Here is a 16,452-nt window from a genome sequence, read left to right on the forward strand (position 1 = left end):
AGTGTAAAATCCTAACTTTGTATATATAAATTATTTATTCATAGCTTGTTCAAGAGCAACAGACACTGCAACAGTTGCTCCAACCATAGGATTGTTACCCATACCTATAAGTCCCATCATTTCAACGTGAGCTGGAACAGATGAAGAACCTGCAAATTGTGCATCTGAATGCATTCTTCCCATAGTGTCTGTCATACCATAAGAAGCTGGACCTGCTGCCATATTATCTGGATGTAGAGTTCTTCCAGTACCACCACCAGAAGCTACTGAAAAATATTTCTTTCCTAATTCATAGCATTCTTTTTTATATGTTCCTGCAACAGGATGTTGGAATCTTGTTGGATTTGTAGAGTTTCCTGTAATTGAAACGTCAACTTTTTCATTATGCATTATAGCAACACCTTCTCTAACATCATCAGATCCAAAGCATCTAACAGCTGCTCTTTCACCTTTTGAGAAAGCTTTTTCTTTAACTATTTCTAATTTATTATTTTCATAATTAAATTTAGTTTGAACATATGTAAATCCGTTTATTCTTGATATTATATAAGCTGCATCTTTTCCAAGACCATTTAATATAACTCTTAAAGGTTCTTTTCTAACCTTATTAGCTGATTTTGCTATTCCTATAGCTCCTTCTGCTGCTGCAAAAGATTCATGTCCTGCTAAGAAAGCAAAGCATTTAGTTTCTTCTCTTAAAAGCATTGCTCCTAAATTTCCGTGACCTAATCCAACTTTTCTATGATCTGCAACGGAACCTGGAATACAAAAAGCTTGAAGTCCTTCACCTATAACTTCAGCCGCATCACAGGCTTTTTTACATGCTTGTTTTATAGCTATAGCTGCACCTAAAGTATATGCCCAGCAAGCATTTTCAAAACATATAGGTTGAATTCCTTTAACTATATTATAAACATCTACCCCTTTTTCATCGCAGATTGCTTTAGCATCTTCTATTGATTTCATACCGTATTTCTCAAGTACTGGTGTAATTTGATTTATTCTTCTTTCATAACCTTCAAATAAAGCCATTTTTACTCCTCCTTTAAACTATTCCTGTCTAGGATCTATTACCTTTACAGCTTCGTCAAATCTACCATAAACTCCAGATGCTTTTTCTAAAGCTTCATTTGCATCTGTTCCTTTTTTAATCATTTCCATCATTTTTCCAAGATGAACAAATTTGTATCCTATTGCTTCATTATCTTCATCAAGAGCAATTTTAGTAATGTATCCTTCTGCCATTTCTAAGTATCTAGAACCTTTTTCTAATGTTCCATACATAGTTCCAACTTGGCTTCTTAATCCTTTTCCTAAGTCTTCAAGACCTGCTCCTATAGGTAGTCCACCTTCTGAAAAAGCTGTTTGAGTTCTTCCGTATACTATTTGTAAGAATAATTCTCTCATAGCAGTATTTATAGCATCACATACTAAGTCTGTATTTAAAGCTTCAAGTAATGTTTTTCCTGGAAGTATTTCTGAAGCCATAGCTGCTGAGTGAGTCATTCCACTACATCCTAAAGTTTCTATTAAAGCTTCTTGAATAATACCTTCTTTTACGTTTAGTGTAAGTTTGCATGCACCTTGTTGAGGAGCACACCAGCCTACCCCATGAGTTAATCCTGATACATCTTTAACTTCTTTAACTTGTACCCATTTTCCTTCTTCTGGAATTGGTGCTGGTCCGTGATTTGGTCCTTTTGCAACACAACACATATTATTTACTTCAGTTGTATAAATCATACTTATATTAGCTCCTTCCTGTATATAAAATAAAAAATTTCCTTCTTTAATTAATCTATTATATTTTAACAAATATCTTCTGAAGTAACAATATTTATTTACATATTGTATACTATATTTGCTTAAATAATATAGCATTTTTCTTTTAATATATAGGATTTATGCTTATTTAAACTAACCTATTATGATTTTATAGTTATTTTTTTAAACATATTCAAAACAAACTTTATTTACCATTAAGTTGTTGCATAATAAATCATTAATATAATTTACAGGCTGTACAAAAATAATAAGTCCAGTAACAATAAATAAGTTAGAAAATTACATTTTTTAAATAATAGTATTGACTTAAATTCATTAAAAGGATATAATAATAAGCGTTACGATATGCCGAAGTGGTGGAATTGGCAGACGCAACGGACTCAAAATCCGTCGGTAGCAATATCGTGCGGGTTCAAGTCCCGCCTTCGGCACCAAAAAGACTTTGAATTTTTATTCAAAGTCTTTTTTTAATCAATTTTAATTACTTTAAATATTTATTTTTTAATCTACTAATTTAATATTACCATCTTTATATAAAACAAGTTTCCTTGCATATATTAATTCAACCATTTCTTTTCCACTTTTTTTAATTCCACATAATAATTACTATAATATTTTGTATTGAATATACTACAGCAAACTTTTAAATTACTTAAAAATGTTCTATATGGCATTGTGTAATTTTCTGCTTTATGAAGAAAGCTTATTGTATTATTATCAAGAATAGCTATTTTTTTATTTTCTTGTATAACATCATCTAAATTATTAGCTGTTATATATTTAGACATTTGTACACATACCTATCACATTATATGTTAAAAGTGTAAAAAAAGATATATGTGTAAAATTATTTTTTACATATGTATGTCTTAAAGGAAATGTATTAAATTATGAAGGGCCTTTTGGTGTTGGATATGAAGTAGTTAATTTTGATTTTATTAAAAAAATTATAGAAAATACAATTTCTGCATCTAAAGTATATCCTCGATTTTCTAATTTAAGGAAATATGAATTATTAGAAATAGATATTTCTTTAGATATATTAGAAAAATCATAAAAATGCACAGATAGAAGATTTAGCTCCTAAAAATTATGGAGCAATAGTTTATATGTGTTATTTTTGCCCAGAAAAAATATTAAAATCAATTAGAAACTAAATAATTAAAAAATTCTTTTGGACTTTCTATATCCCCAATACTTACATTGTTATCACCATACTTACCATGGAAGTCACTACCACCAGTTAATATTAAATTATATTTTTTACTTAGATTTCTTATTTTTTTATGATCTTCTTCATTATGGCTAATATGATAAATTTCTATACCTTTAAGTCCACTTTCTATTAACTTTTCAATAAAATCATAAGATTTTAACTGTCCTGGATGAGCAAGTACTGGAATTCCTCCATCTTTTTTAATAGCTTTTACAGCTTCATATGCATCTGCATAATTTATATTTCTAGCACATATACCGTTATTTTTAAATAAAATTCTATATAAGTCAGAATATATTTTATCTGTGTATTTTTTATCTATAAGCTCTTCCATTATGTGTTTTTTATAAATAACCTTACTTGTTTTTGCTTTTAAAAATATATTATTAACATCAATTTTATATCCATTTTTTATAAGTTGTTCTATTTGCCATAGTGAATTATTATGTCTTTGATTTAATATCGGATCACATATTTTCCTAATATTTTCACCTTTTAAATTAAAATTATATCCAAGTATGTGTATTTTTCTTTTAGTTTCTTTATCATATGCTGAAATTTCAATACCGGGAATAACTTTAATACCCATTTTTTTACTAAATTCAATAGCCTCTTTTAATCCACATACTGTATCATGATTTGTAATTCCAATATGAGTAACTGCCTTTTCTTTAGATCTTTGTAAAACTTCAGATATACTGAATGATCCATCAGATATATTTGTATGAATATGAAGATCTAATTTCATATTAATTTTCCTCCTTATTCATTTATCCTACTAATTTATTAATAACACAATAAAAAAGTCCTCTTTTGGACTTTTTTATCCTTAAGCAATTTTTGTAAGCTTTTTAATTGTATTTTCAGTATATTCTCCTATGATTTTTTCAATATCACTCCAATTATAAACTCGAGTAATACCAGATATCAATGGCTTCCTATTGTAATAGCAATCCATTAATAAAACTTTAAATCCAGCTTGAGCTAATTGAATAGCATTCTCATATCTATCTTCTATAAAAATATCACAATTTAATTCTTTTGCTTTTTCTACTTTATAATGACTTCCCAATAAATATATTTGACTATTTGGTAGTCCATTCATAGAAAACCATTTATTTGTTACATTTTTCATTTTTTCTTCTCTTGCTGTAACATAGTACAAATTATGAAATTTGTTCAATTTGCAAAGAACTTCTTTTGCTTGTTCTCTTAAAATTGCATTAAAATGCATTTCTTCCCCATACATTTCATAAAATCTTAAATAATCTTGTCTAGTTACTTTTAATACTTCATGAACATAATAAACTGTAACCTCACAAGGTTTTACATTGGTTTTAAAATATTCATTTGCCATTTCAAGCCAATGGTATGCATCCGTTATAGTTCCATCAATATCTACACATATATTTAACTTCATTATTTTATCTACCCCTTTCTTTAATACTATTATATAGATACATCTTTAAATCTAAATTAAGAATAGATTAATTTCCTGTAAAAGATTCGCATATACCTATATTGAACCATTTATTATATTTAGTTTATTGAATAAAAAATATGGAATAACAAGCATTTATTTTATACTTGTTATCCCATATTTTTTATAATTTATTTATAAAATTTTTATAATCAATAATTTTATTTACCTCTATTTTATCATTCCAAATACTGCACCAGATACAAAAGGTATTAACCAAATAATCCATACTAAAATACTAAATTTATGAAACTTATATTTCATTTCTTCATCATTTTTGTATAAAACAATTGTTGCCCAAATAGCATGAAAAAGCATTAAAATTATTGCTAATAATCCTGTTATGCCATGAAAATTAAAATTAAATCCTCCATGAGCTATTTTACTCATAAGAGTAGTACCTAATGTATCAAATATTAATCCAATAATAAAAAATACTAAATGCCATATTTTTAATTCATTTTGTTTTTTCTCACTCCAAACTCCTATTGTATAAAATATAAGAGCTAAATTAATAAAAATAATTGCATAAACTAACATAATTAATTTCTCCTTTTACGAATTTAACGAACTATGTTCATATTATATTTTCTTTATATTATTTTGTCAATACTATTTATTATTATACTCTTTAAAAGTGCTTTAAAGTCATATATAATTTTTATGTAACTCTTAAAATTAAAATTGAAGAAAGGAATCAATATATGAGTATTTTAACAGTAAAAAATTTAAGCCATGGCTTTGGTGATAGAGCTATTTTTAACGATGTTTCTTTTAGACTTTTAAAAGGAGAACATATCGGACTTATAGGTGCTAATGGAGAAGGCAAATCTACATTTATGAATATTATAACAGGAAAAATAGAACCAGATGAAGGAAAAATAGAATGGTCAAAAAGGGTTAGAGTTTCTTATTTAGATCAACATACAGTACTTGAAAAAGGATTAACAATTAGAGATATTTTGAAAGGTGCTTTTAAATATTTATTTGATTTAGAAGCCGAGCTTAATGAAATATGTAATAAAATGTCTGAGGCTTCTCCAGAAGAGCTTGAAAAACTTCTTGAAGATATGGGATTGATTCAAGATATTTTAAACCAAAATGACTTCTATATAATAGATTCAAAAATTGAAGAAGTAGCTAGGGGGCTTGGTCTTAGTGATATTGGACTTGATAAAGATGTTCAAGATTTAAGTGGTGGGCAAAGAACTAAAGTTTTACTTGCAAAACTTCTTTTAGAAAAACCTGATATACTTCTTTTAGATGAGCCTACTAATCATCTTGATGAGCAACATATTCAGTGGTTAAAGCGTTATCTTCAAGAATATGAAAATGCTTTTATTTTAATTTCTCATGACATTCCATTTTTAAATAGCGTAATAAACCTTATATACCATATGGAAAATCAAGAGCTTAATCGTTATGTAGGAACTTATGATGATTTTTTGAGAATTCATGAAGCTAAAAAACAACAATTAGAAGCTGCTTATAAAAGACAACAAAAAGAAATTGAAGCTTTAGAAGATTTTGTAGCTAGAAATAAAGCTAGGGTTTCAACTAGAAATATGGCTATGTCTAGGCAGAAAAAACTTGATAAAATGGAAAAGATAGAACTTGCAAAAGAAAAACCAAAACCAGAATTTCATTTTAAAGAAGCAAGAACTTCTGGAAAAATGGTTTTTCAAACCAAAGACCTAGTTATAGGTTATGATTCTCCTCTTTCAAAACCTTTAAATTTAAGAATGGAAAGAGGGCAAAAGATAGCTCTTATAGGAGCAAACGGTCTTGGGAAAACTACATTACTTAAAAGTTTGCTTGGAGAGATAAAACCAATTTCTGGTGAAGTTGAAATTGGAGATTACCTTTATATTGGATACTTTGAACAAGAAATTAAAAACTCTAATTATAATACTTGCATAGAGGAAATTTGGAAAGAGTTCCCTGTATTTACTCAGTATGAAGTTAGATCTGCTCTTGCAAAATGTGGGCTTACTACAAAGCACATAGAAAGCAAAATTGTAGTACTAAGCGGTGGAGAACAAGCTAAAGTTCGTTTATGTAAACTTATAAATAAGGAAACTAATTTCTTAGTACTTGACGAACCTACAAATCATTTAGACGTAGATGCTAAAGAAGAATTAAAAAAAGCTCTTAAATCTTATAAAGGAAATATACTTTTAATATGCCACGAACCGGAATTTTATAAAGACATAGTAACTGATGTTTGGAGCTGCGAAAATTGGACAACTAAAATTGTATAAAAAAATAGGCTACCTCTATTAGGATAGCCTATTTTTTTAATAAGTACATATTTTCATCTAATTCTCTACTTAATTCTAAAATTTCGCCATCATATTAAATATTATTATATATTTAATATATTCGCTATTTCTTTATCCATATTTTCTTTTTCACATACAGTTTTATGTTTTATTTTCTTTTTATCAATATCTTTTACTCCATTAGGAATTTTTATTCCTGTTAGTTCTTCCATTTTATCCATTAATTCAAATTCATCAAATTTATCATATTCGTTACTAATAGCCTTCATAACACTTCTTGTAAATTTAAAAGGACTAGCTGTAGAAGCTATAACTGTCTTAGTATTATCTCCTGTTTCATTTTTATATTTTTCATAAGCACAATAAGCTACTGCAGTATGAGTATCTATAAGATAGTTATCTGCACTAAAAACTTCTTTAATACATTTATAAGTTTCTTCTTCTGAAGCAAATCCTCCATAAAAGTCTTTTAGTCTATCCTTCATTTGATTATTTATATTATAATGCCCTTCGCCATTTAGCAATTCCATATATTCTTTAACATCTTTAACATTACCTTCACTTATAAAATAAAGCAATCTTTCTAAGTTACTAGATACTAGTATATCCATTGAAGGAGATATAGTAGTTACAAATTCTCTTCTTTTATCATATACTCCTGTATTTATAAAATCATATAAAACATTATTATCATTTGAAGCACATATAAGTTTATCAATTGGAAGTCCCATTTCTTTAGCTATATAAGCTGCTAATATATTTCCAAAATTACCTGTAGGAACTACTACATTAATATTTTCTCCACAGTTTATTTCTTCTTTTTTGCACATTTGTAAATATGCATAAAAATAATATACTACTTGAGGAATTAATCTTCCTATATTAATAGAGTTTGCTGAAGAAAATACGTATTTCTTTTCATTTGCCCTTTTATTAAATTCTTTATCATTGAATATATTTTTTACTCCAGTTTGAGCATCATCAAAATTTCCATTTATACCTATAACATAAGTATTATCCCCTTCTTGAGTTACCATTTGCATTTTTTGAACTTTACTTACTCCATTTTCAGGGAAAAACACAACTATTTTAGTTCCTTCCACATTTGCAAATCCTTCCAAAGCAGCTTTTCCTGTATCTCCAGAAGTAGCAGTAAGTATAACAATTTCTTTATCCTCTAAAACCTGTTTAGAAGCTACCTTTAATAAATATGGCAAAATTGATAATGCCATATCTTTAAAAGCTATTGTAGGTCCATGATAAAGTTCTAAAAAATATGCTCCTGCTTTTTTATTTACAGGTGCTATAATTTCTGTATCAAATTTTTCATCATAAGCTCTATCTATACAATATTTTAACTCTTCTTCTTTAAAATCATCAAAAAACTTGTTCATAATAAAATAGGCTAATTGTTTATAATCCATATTTTTTAACTCAAATAAGGATTTGTCAATTTTAGGTATGCATTCTGATACAAATAATCCTCCATCTTCTGCTATTCCTTTTACAATAGCTTCTTTTGATAAATATTTTTTACTATACCCTCTAGTACTTTTATAATACATTTTCTCTCAACCTCTCTTTTGTTTTTTTATTCTCATACCATTTATATTAATACTTTTATATCACAATTTTAAATAATATACAATAACTTATATAAAAGTACTAGATTGTTGAATAAAAAATAAACTAAATAAAAACTTTTAGTTAATAATGCACAACTTATACTATTAATGTTTACACTTATGGTAAAAAAATATATACTAGTTATATAAAAATCATATATATGTAGGAAGTGATGTAAAGTGATTCATAAATTTAAAAATTTTTTAGTATTACTATCAATTGTTTTTTGTATTCAATTTGTATTTAATTATAATGTACACGCTTATAATAATTTAAACAATAGTGAAAATGCAAATGAAAGAATAGTTTCTGAAGATATATCAAAAAAAGATATTAATAATGGTAATTTAGTATCACGTCTTAATGAAGATGAAGAAGAGGATTTTTGTATATTTCCAATTAAATCTGGAGTAGAAAATAATAAATCTTGGAAAGTACACTTTAATAAACCTGTTAGAGAAAGTTCACTATATGATAATGTAAAAATTATTGATAAATCTAATAGTGAAGAAATAAAAATAAAATTATCTTTAGAAAATGATAGGATATTAATTGTTTCACCCTTAGAAAACTATGATTATGGTAAAATATATTGTTTAACCATAAGTAAATTTGTACGTTCAAAGGATGATACTATATTAAATAATTCTGTAAAAATGGATTTTCAACTAGATAACATTATAAAAGATATACCTACTGCGGAAGTTACAATAAATCAAGAAGATGAATTTAAATTTCCAAGTACAGTTTCTGCTTTAATGAGTGATGGAAGTAATAAGGATTTTAAAGTTACATGGGATAATTGCAATGTTTGTACAAGTTTTCCTGGAAATTATACTTTTTATGGTAATGTAAAAAATTATAAAAATAAAGTTGTTTTGAATTTAAAAATAAATCCTTTTGTTAATGTAGAAAAAATTTCTAACAACAAAATAGTTCAATCAAAAGAACAAACAAATTTATATAATTATTTAATGAATCATAATAATAGAGAATCTGTATTAAAACGTGCTATTCAATTGCATGACGGTGATCCAAGTAATACTTGCGTTTATTTTGCCAGTGAAGCTTTAAGAAGGTCTGGAGTAAATTTACCTAATTCTGTATGCAATACTGGTAAACTTAATAATGAAACTATAAAAAATTACAGTTTAAGCTATCAATTAAAATCAAGAGGTTGGTGTGTTTCTAAAGATTTATCTCAGTTATTGCCCGGTGATATTTGCTTTACTACTTGTGACAGTGGCGGAAGACCAACTCATGTGTATACATTTATGAAGTGGGTAAAAAAAGATGATTATAGCTATGCCTATATTTGTGATAATCAAGGTTATGAATATAATAATTCTTATCATAAAAGAAATATAAAAATAGCTACTTCTTCAAAAGATGCATTTAATTATTTTATGTACAAGCCTTGCTGATTTTTATTATAACTATTCTGCAGGTAAAAAAGTATATAAGCCTTGATATTTTTCAAGGCTTATATACAAACTTTTATTAATGTTTACCTTTCATACTTATCTAGTAATTCTTTTAACTTTGAAGCTTGCATAGCAGACTGTTCTGAAAAATCTTTAAATACAGCATCTAATTCCTTACTTTCTACTCTTTTAGAAAACATTTGATAGTCTCTTACATTTTCTTGAGCATCTAAAATTTTCTTTTTTATCATATCTACAGTTGTTAAGTGCATTTAATTACCTCCTATTTAGTATATTTTTAATTATTTTTTGTTATTTTCATTTATTTATTCACATATTAACAAAGTAATTTTTGTGTTTTTATTATATCATTCCAAAAACTACAATAAACATAGATTAAAATTTTATTGTATTAAAAAAGCATTGTGATATAATTTACTTATAAATAATTTGTTTTTAAAAGGAGCTGATATAAATGGAAGAATACGGATATGTTAAAGACGTAAAAGATGGCTTAGCTGTAGTTCAATTTAAAAGAAAATCTGGTTGTGGAGATAATTGTGCTCATTGTTCAGCTCAATGTGACGCCCCTCCTTTAACTGTTGATATAAGAAACACTCTTAATGCTGAAAAAGGAGATAAAGTTAAAATTGAAATGGATGGAAATAAGTTTATAAAGTTATCTGCTATAACTTATGGTATTCCTTTTGTTTTTCTTATTGTAGGTATTGTAATAGGATTAAATTTATTTAAACATATGGGTTATAAAAATTATGAATTATTAGGTTCTCTTGTAGGTTTTGTTTTCTTAGCAATTTCTTATTCTATTTTAAGTATTATAGATAAAAAATTAAAACCTACAGATAATGAAACTTTAAGTATGACAGAAGTTATTAGACTAAATAGATAATTATATTTTTCCCTATTTTCTATTAATTATCTATAAAAAAATAATAATCCTATGCTATAGGATTATTATTTTTATTTTTTTATAAATAATTAATGGAAAATAGGGAAAAATATAATTATCTATTTCTTTAAAATTTTACTATAATCTCTTTCCAAATTTAATTTATCTACATCAAATACTCTAAGAGATTCTTTAACACCTTTTTCTGTAGATATTTTTGCATACTTATCTACTTCATTTTTAGCTCTTACTCCATGTCTAATAGTTCCTGGACCTGAAATACATCCACCTTCACAAGCCATTCCTTCTATAAAGTTACCTTTTGCTCTATTTATTTTAGCTAATTTAAGTGCCATATCACATTCTTTAAGTCCATTACATACTATAGGTTTAAAATCTACATCCAAATTATTAGATTCTACAACATGTGCGACAGCTTCTGTAAGTCCTCCTGATCTAGCAAATATTCTACCATAGAATGAAGCATTATCTAAAGGATCTTCTTCACATTTATCTACTTGTATTCCAGAAGCATCAAGAAGAGCAAGTAATTCTTCAAAAGTAAGTACGTAATCTACACTACCTTTTAAATCTTCTAAGTTCATTTCTGCTTTTTTAGCAGTACATGGTCCTATAAATATTACTTTTGCTTTTTCATCCATTTGTTTTACAAGTCTAGCTACTGCTATCATTGGTGATACGCTAGTTGAAACATCATCAGCTAGCTCTGGATATTTCTTTTGTATATACTTTACGAAAGCTGGGCAACAAGAACTTGTCATTATATTCTTTCCTTCTTGTAATGCATGAGCAAATTCATTAGTTTCGTGTTCTGCTACAATATCTGCTCCTAAAGCTGCTTCTAATACTTCTCTAAATCCTAAAGTTTTTATAGCTCTTACTACTTGTCCTATAGTAGCAAAAGTAAATTGACTTGCTATAGCTGGTGCTACAACTGCATATATATTAATATCATCTTTTTCTTTCTTTCTCTTTATTAAATCAATAACATTAACAATGTAAGACTTGTCTACTATAGCTCCAAAAGGACATGCTGCAGCACAAGCTCCACATTGTACACAATCTTCGTTATTTATAACTGCTTTTTCTGTATCACTATCATAAGTTAATGCTCCTATGCTACATGCTCTCATGCAAGGTCTCATTACTTCTGCTATAGCATTATACGGACAAGCTGCTTTACATCTTCCACATTCTTTACATTTTGTATAATCTATATAAGCTCTTTTTCCTACATAATAAATAGCTCCAAAAGGACATGCATCTTTGCACTTATGAGCTAAACAACCTCTACAGGCTTCTGTTATAAGAAATCTATTAACTGGACATTCATCACAAGCTGCACTTATAACTTCTATAACATTAGGGTTGTCCTTATCTCCACCCATAGCAAGCTTTACTCTTTCTTCTATTATAGCTCTTTCTTTATATATACAACATCTGCTTATTGTATCCATTTCATCTGCTACTTCTTTAATTACCTTTTTATAATCTTGTTGTAAATTTCCTTTAAAAGCGGATTTTGCTACTTCTTTTAGTACATTATACTTTACTAATTGAACATCACTTTCAAATTTTATTAATTTAGCATTTCCTTCTATTTTCATAATATTACCTCCTAATCATTAATCAAAGTAAGTTATAGTAACTATTTTTCTAAGTTTTTTCATAAGAACTATTAATTCATCTATTAAATTTAATTTAACACTTAAATCTACAGATAAATTTGGATTTTGATGAGCAGGATTTACTGCTTTTCCTACAAATAAATTTAAATGAGTACATTCATTAATTAAATTTTTAGTTAATATAGATGCAGCATCTGTTTTAAAATACCAATCTAATTTTTCTTTTTTATTATACGAACTATATTTAATATATTTTTTTAAATTATCTATAACCTTACTTAGTGTTAAAACCCCTTCTGTAACTAAATCTATACCTTCCATTTTTCCAATAGGTGGTATATCTTCAGTTAAAGTACTTAAATCAATTTCAAGCTTTCCATTTAATTCTCTTTCAACAATTTTAGCTGTAGTTCCTCCGCAAACTATTTTTTTGCCATTAGCTTTCATAAATTCTTCAACTGCAAATTTATCTTTATTTTTGTCTTTAGGTGGACCTGTAAATATATTTATATATTTACATTCTTTTATTTTTATTGCTACTATTGTGCTATCGTCTCCTGGTTTATTTGAATATAATTTTTTACATATATTCAGAGTATCACTAACTAAGCATTTAGCACAAGGTTCTTTTTTGGATAAAAAATTTAAAAATAAATTAACATTATTCCACTGCCAGCCTAATCTTAATAAACCTTCAATTCCTGCATGCACAATTCCATCACTTACCAATACTAAGTAGTCATCAGCTTCTAATTTGAACTTACTCTCTAGTACTACCTTGTCTCTAGCAATACTGGTATATCTTTCTATTTTTACATCTTTATTCTTATTTATCAAAAAGTAGGGTGGATTATCATATTCTGCTATATATACTGTACCATCCCTATTAATTTCTACTATAGTAAATGTAGAATAAGCTAACTTTCTAACACTACATACAGGAAGAGTATGAACTATTGTATCTACAGTTTCATATATAGTAGCACCATTTTTCATCATAGTAGCTGCAATTTTAGTAGTCATAGTAGCTAATATATTAGCTTTGACTCCACTTCCTAACCCATCTGCTAAAACTACAATTACACCTTTTTCTGTAGAAACTATTTCTACATTATCCCCACAAAGTTCTTCCCCATATTTATTTATACTATCTGAAAATACATCTATATAATAACTCATAGCTTATTTTTACTCTCTTCCTTAACTACATTTTTTAACTTTGTAAGTGTTATTTTAGTTTCAGCTGTAGTTTCACCTAAAAGGCTAGCAATTTTTTGAGCTACACGCATTTGCTTTTCTATTACTTCTTGAGCTGCATTTAATGTTTTTTCTTTAACTATAGATAATTCCTTTTTACTTTTTTCTTCTTTAGATACATTTCTCATAATTACTAACATAATATCATTTTTCTCTACAAGTAAAATATTCACTATCATAGTGAATCCATTATTAGGTAAAAACACCTTTTTTTTGATAACGTTTTCTTTAGTATTTTTTACCATTTTAAAATCTTCTTCATCCATAATTACTGATATGTGCTTTCCTTTTATTTCTTCTGCCTTTATACCAAATGTCTTTTCTGCTCTTGGATTAATTTCTCTTATTTTCATATACTCGTCTATAATTAATATTATATCAGGAGAATACTGAAATATTAGATTTTGCAAACTTTCTACTTTACTTATAATGTATGGTAAACATAAACTAGCTTCTGACATACCTTCATATACTGCTTGAGCTTTTTCTCTACAAGTGTTATATCCGCATCCGCCGCAATTTAACTCATCTTTAGGTTCATACTTACCCATTTTTTTTAATATTTCATTTATTTCTTTTTCTGAAGCTTTTTTTCTTTTAGTACTTTTATTTCTAAATTCTCTATAAAAATCTATATTACTTATTAATTTTTCTTCTACCTTTTTTTCTTCTACATTATTGGATTTAACATAACTTTTAACTTTTCTTCTTTTTTTATAAAATCCCACATCATCTTCAGGCATACCTGGACCTTTTATACATCCACCTTTACATACATTGGCTTCTACACACACTTTAGAAATTTCACCTTTAATTAAATTTTTAAAAATTTCTATACATCTATTAGCTCCATCTACAGATATAAATTCATAACCTTCTTTTTTTAATTCGCTAATTGTATTTGAAAATTCACCTTCAACTATAGGAAAACCATTGCTTTCTTTAGATCCTTTGTCTTCAAATTCCATTGGTTCTAAGTCTTCTTCATTTATATTTTCTTCATTCATCCATTCTAATAATTCTTCAAAAGTTATAACTGCATCTATATATCCTTTTGTTTCTTTTTCCACTGCTTCTCTTTTTTTAGCTATGCAAGATCCAATAAATACTACATAACTATCTTCTCCATACTTATTCTTTATTATTTTGCCATGAGCAATCATAGGTGAAACAATAGGAAGCATATAAGGTATTAGTGAAGGAAAATACTGTTCAATCATATAACATACTGAAGGACAATTAGTAGTTATATAGTTTTCATACTTTTTCTTTTCAATTTCATTTTTATAACTTTCTATAACAGCATCTGCTCCAACTCCTGTGTCTTCTACAGCGCTGAATCCTAATTTTTTTAAAGCATCTACTATTTTATTGGGATTTTCTAAATCAAATGCTGCAGGGAAATTTCTTGATATACTTGCTATTACTCTTTTTTTATTTTTAATAGCTTTCTTTATATTATCTACATCTGTTTTTATAGTCCTTGCATGCTGTGGACATACTGCTAAGCAATGTCCACAGGATATACATCTGTATCCAACTATTTCTGCTTGATCATTATGCATTCTTATAGCTTTAACTTTACAAGAATTCACACATTTATAGCAACTTTTACAGTTTGCTTTTGAAAGGTTTATTAAGCTCACGCTTATAACCTCCCAGCAATATTTTTTTCAAAAAATTCTTCTACATTATCTTCGCTTACTGAAAGTACACCTTCATTATTAATTTTTACTGAAACAGCGTTAGTACAATTTCCTAAACAAAAAGCAGCTTTTACAGTAACTTTATTTTTTAGTCCTTTATTATCAATTAATTTTTGTAACTTATTAATAACATTATAAGCTCCCTTTAAATGACAGGCACTTCCAACACATACTTCAACATTAATCATAGTATCACTCCTCAATTAATATTTGTTAATTATTTAACATTTTTAAATACAAATTTACTTACATTAATTTTTAAAATTCATAACTATAATAAATTTTCATAATCTTACATTATTTTAGCATTAGCTTAATACTCTGTCAAAGGTTCAATTTTCTATAAAAGTTAACTGTAAACCACTTTAGTTATTTCTACTCTAATGTATACTTTTTAAATTAAAGTTTATGTGTATATTTTATATTTGAATTGCATCTAATTTATGTAATATGATATTAATGAATAATATTATATTACATTACACAAAATGTAGTTTTTATTATGTTATTTAATATAATACTATACTTTATTATCAATAAATTTACTATAAAATATATAAAAATCCATTGTATTTTTAATAATTAATGTCATATATAGTTATTATGTAAATTTATTCTTTATTTACTTAATTTATCATTATATTTCTTTACTTTATACTCTTTTTCTCCTTAAATTTACAAAAACACATAAGTTTATTTTATTAATTTTAATTTTTTTATAATATTAAACTTATACATCATTGACTATATTGTATATATAATTTAAAATATTGAATATGTTTTTATTATTCCAAAAACATACTTGATAATTTGTTAATTTAACCATATTTATTTTATCAAACTGTTAAAACGGCTGTTTAAATAGATACTAAATTTAGAAAATTAATATTTTTAAATAAATTTAAAAGGAATTTATCTAAAAATGTAGAATATTTTATACTAAAGTAATTTTAAATCTTATAATTTTATAATTCTAAAGGAGGATTTATTTATTATGAAAAAATCTACAAATGATGCCATAGTCGTAGGATTTGCTCTATTTTCTATGTTCTTTGGTGCCGGTAACTTAATCTTTCCCCCGTTTCTTGGTAAAACTGTAGGAACCCATTATTTAATA

17 protein-coding genes and 1 tRNA gene are annotated in these 16,452 nt (G+C 26.6%); 5 read left to right on the plus strand and 13 right to left on the minus strand.

Features of this window, described 5'->3' with window-relative positions; all coding sequences use genetic code 11:
* Positions 1 to 30: 30 nt before the first annotated feature.
* The gene (locus tag CLOACE_RS02160) at positions 31 to 1,032 is read right to left on the minus strand and encodes a GGGtGRT protein (protein ID WP_070109402.1); all 1,002 of its coding nucleotides are present in this window, start codon (positions 1,030 to 1,032) and stop codon (positions 31 to 33) included.
* Positions 1,033 to 1,050: 18 nt separating this feature from the next.
* Entirely contained in the window at positions 1,051 to 1,743 is a 693-nt protein-coding gene (locus tag CLOACE_RS02165; protein ID WP_070109419.1) for an iron-sulfur cluster assembly scaffold protein, read from the minus strand.
* 389 nt (positions 1,744 to 2,132) lie between these two features.
* On the opposite strand from CLOACE_RS02165, the gene CLOACE_RS02170 reads away from it, so the two are divergent.
* Positions 2,133 to 2,219 (plus strand) — tRNA-Leu (locus tag CLOACE_RS02170).
* 123 nt (positions 2,220 to 2,342) lie between these two features.
* Here the strand turns inward: CLOACE_RS02170 and CLOACE_RS02175 are convergent.
* From CLOACE_RS02175 to CLOACE_RS02190, 5 genes are all read right to left on the minus strand, one after another.
* On the minus strand, positions 2,343 to 2,573 hold the full coding sequence (locus tag CLOACE_RS02175) for a hypothetical protein (RefSeq protein ID WP_070109403.1): 231 nt from the start codon (positions 2,571 to 2,573) through the stop codon (positions 2,343 to 2,345).
* Between the two features lie 100 nt (positions 2,574 to 2,673).
* Entirely contained in the window at positions 2,674 to 2,850 is a 177-nt protein-coding gene (locus CLOACE_RS11715; protein WP_175429424.1) for a hypothetical protein, read from the minus strand.
* A gap of 77 nt (positions 2,851 to 2,927) precedes the next feature.
* The gene (locus CLOACE_RS02180) at positions 2,928 to 3,749 is read right to left on the minus strand and encodes a PHP domain-containing protein (RefSeq protein ID WP_070109404.1); all 822 of its coding nucleotides are present in this window, start codon (positions 3,747 to 3,749) and stop codon (positions 2,928 to 2,930) included.
* An 81-nt stretch (positions 3,750 to 3,830) separates the two neighbouring features.
* The gene (locus CLOACE_RS02185; RefSeq protein ID WP_070109405.1) at positions 3,831 to 4,421 is read right to left on the minus strand and encodes a 5' nucleotidase, NT5C type; all 591 of its coding nucleotides are present in this window, start codon (positions 4,419 to 4,421) and stop codon (positions 3,831 to 3,833) included.
* A 231-nt stretch (positions 4,422 to 4,652) separates the two neighbouring features.
* A complete protein-coding gene (locus CLOACE_RS02190) occupies positions 4,653 to 5,021 on the minus strand; it encodes an HsmA family protein (RefSeq protein WP_070109406.1) in 369 nt (122 codons plus the stop codon).
* Positions 5,022 to 5,185: 164 nt separating this feature from the next.
* Between CLOACE_RS02190 and CLOACE_RS02195 the strand changes: the two genes are divergently transcribed.
* Positions 5,186 to 6,742: an ABC-F family ATP-binding cassette domain-containing protein gene (locus CLOACE_RS02195; RefSeq protein WP_070109407.1), complete on the plus strand. Its 1,557-nt coding sequence runs from the start codon at positions 5,186 to 5,188 to the stop codon at positions 6,740 to 6,742.
* A gap of 104 nt (positions 6,743 to 6,846) precedes the next feature.
* Here the strand turns inward: CLOACE_RS02195 and thrC are convergent, their stop codons facing one another.
* A complete protein-coding gene (gene thrC / locus CLOACE_RS02200; protein ID WP_070109408.1) occupies positions 6,847 to 8,328 on the minus strand; it encodes a threonine synthase in 1,482 nt (493 codons plus the stop codon).
* Between the two features lie 240 nt (positions 8,329 to 8,568).
* Here thrC and CLOACE_RS02205 point away from each other — a divergent pair, with 240 nt between their 5' ends.
* The gene (locus tag CLOACE_RS02205) at positions 8,569 to 9,813 is read left to right on the plus strand and encodes an Ig-like domain-containing protein (RefSeq protein WP_084027514.1); all 1,245 of its coding nucleotides are present in this window, start codon (positions 8,569 to 8,571) and stop codon (positions 9,811 to 9,813) included.
* Positions 9,814 to 9,896: 83 nt separating this feature from the next.
* Here CLOACE_RS02205 and CLOACE_RS02210 read toward each other — a convergent pair whose 3' ends face one another.
* Positions 9,897 to 10,085, minus strand: a complete 189-nt coding sequence (locus tag CLOACE_RS02210) for a hypothetical protein (RefSeq protein WP_070109409.1) — start codon at positions 10,083 to 10,085, stop codon at positions 9,897 to 9,899.
* A gap of 203 nt (positions 10,086 to 10,288) precedes the next feature.
* On the opposite strand from CLOACE_RS02210, the gene CLOACE_RS02215 reads away from it, so the two are divergent.
* Positions 10,289 to 10,723, plus strand: coding sequence for a SoxR reducing system RseC family protein (locus tag CLOACE_RS02215; protein WP_070109410.1), 435 nt, complete (start codon positions 10,289 to 10,291; stop codon positions 10,721 to 10,723).
* Between the two features lie 119 nt (positions 10,724 to 10,842).
* Here the strand turns inward: CLOACE_RS02215 and CLOACE_RS02220 are convergent, their stop codons facing one another.
* The 4 genes from CLOACE_RS02220 to CLOACE_RS02235 are packed head-to-tail and all read right to left on the minus strand — an operon-like array spanning position 10,843 to position 15,523.
* Positions 10,843 to 12,351: a 4Fe-4S dicluster domain-containing protein gene (locus CLOACE_RS02220; protein ID WP_070109411.1), complete on the minus strand. Its 1,509-nt coding sequence runs from the start codon at positions 12,349 to 12,351 to the stop codon at positions 10,843 to 10,845.
* Positions 12,352 to 12,369: 18 nt separating this feature from the next.
* Positions 12,370 to 13,551 (minus strand): SpoIIE family protein phosphatase, encoded by a 1,182-nt coding sequence (locus tag CLOACE_RS02225; protein WP_070109412.1) that lies wholly within the window; start codon positions 13,549 to 13,551, stop codon positions 12,370 to 12,372.
* Entirely contained in the window at positions 13,548 to 15,275 is a 1,728-nt protein-coding gene (locus CLOACE_RS02230) for a [Fe-Fe] hydrogenase large subunit C-terminal domain-containing protein (RefSeq protein WP_070109413.1), read from the minus strand. The genes CLOACE_RS02225 and CLOACE_RS02230 overlap by 4 nt, the downstream gene beginning before the upstream one ends.
* 2 nt (positions 15,276 to 15,277) lie before the next feature.
* Complete coding sequence (locus CLOACE_RS02235; RefSeq protein WP_070109414.1) at positions 15,278 to 15,523, minus strand: (2Fe-2S) ferredoxin domain-containing protein; 246 nt, start codon at positions 15,521 to 15,523, stop codon at positions 15,278 to 15,280.
* An 806-nt stretch (positions 15,524 to 16,329) separates the two neighbouring features.
* Here CLOACE_RS02235 and CLOACE_RS02240 point away from each other — a divergent pair.
* Positions 16,330 to 16,452, plus strand: a 123-nt coding sequence (locus CLOACE_RS02240; RefSeq protein WP_139141307.1) for a branched-chain amino acid transport system II carrier protein, incomplete at its 3' end; no start/stop codon positions are given.

The sequence above is a fragment of the Clostridium acetireducens DSM 10703 genome (assembly GCF_001758365.1).
Classification (GTDB): Bacteria; Bacillota; Clostridia; order Clostridiales; family Clostridiaceae; genus Clostridium_C; species Clostridium_C acetireducens.

Bases quoted from the DNA above. Each gene is read 5' to 3' on its own strand.
- CLOACE_RS02160 (WP_070109402.1), bottom strand. From the start codon at position 1,032: ATGGCTTTATTTGAAGGTTATGAAAGAAGAATAAATCAAATTACACCA.
- CLOACE_RS02165 (WP_070109419.1), bottom strand. From the start codon at position 1,743: ATGATTTATACAACTGAAGTAAATAATATGTGTTGTGTTGCAAAAGGA.
- CLOACE_RS02175 (WP_070109403.1), bottom strand. From the start codon at position 2,573: ATGTCTAAATATATAACAGCTAATAATTTAGATGATGTTATACAAGAA.
- CLOACE_RS02180 (WP_070109404.1), bottom strand. From the start codon at position 3,749: ATGAAATTAGATCTTCATATTCATACAAATATATCTGATGGATCATTC.
- CLOACE_RS02185 (WP_070109405.1), bottom strand. From the start codon at position 4,421: ATGAAGTTAAATATATGTGTAGATATTGATGGAACTATAACGGATGCA.
- CLOACE_RS02190 (WP_070109406.1), bottom strand. From the start codon at position 5,021: ATGTTAGTTTATGCAATTATTTTTATTAATTTAGCTCTTATATTTTAT.
- CLOACE_RS02195 (WP_070109407.1), top strand. From the start codon at position 5,186: ATGAGTATTTTAACAGTAAAAAATTTAAGCCATGGCTTTGGTGATAGA.
- thrC (WP_070109408.1), bottom strand. From the start codon at position 8,328: ATGTATTATAAAAGTACTAGAGGGTATAGTAAAAAATATTTATCAAAA.
- CLOACE_RS02210 (WP_070109409.1), bottom strand. From the start codon at position 10,085: ATGCACTTAACAACTGTAGATATGATAAAAAAGAAAATTTTAGATGCT.
- CLOACE_RS02215 (WP_070109410.1), top strand. From the start codon at position 10,289: ATGGAAGAATACGGATATGTTAAAGACGTAAAAGATGGCTTAGCTGTA.
- CLOACE_RS02220 (WP_070109411.1), bottom strand. From the start codon at position 12,351: ATGAAAATAGAAGGAAATGCTAAATTAATAAAATTTGAAAGTGATGTT.
- CLOACE_RS02225 (WP_070109412.1), bottom strand. From the start codon at position 13,551: ATGAGTTATTATATAGATGTATTTTCAGATAGTATAAATAAATATGGG.
- CLOACE_RS02235 (WP_070109414.1), bottom strand. From the start codon at position 15,523: ATGATTAATGTTGAAGTATGTGTTGGAAGTGCCTGTCATTTAAAGGGA.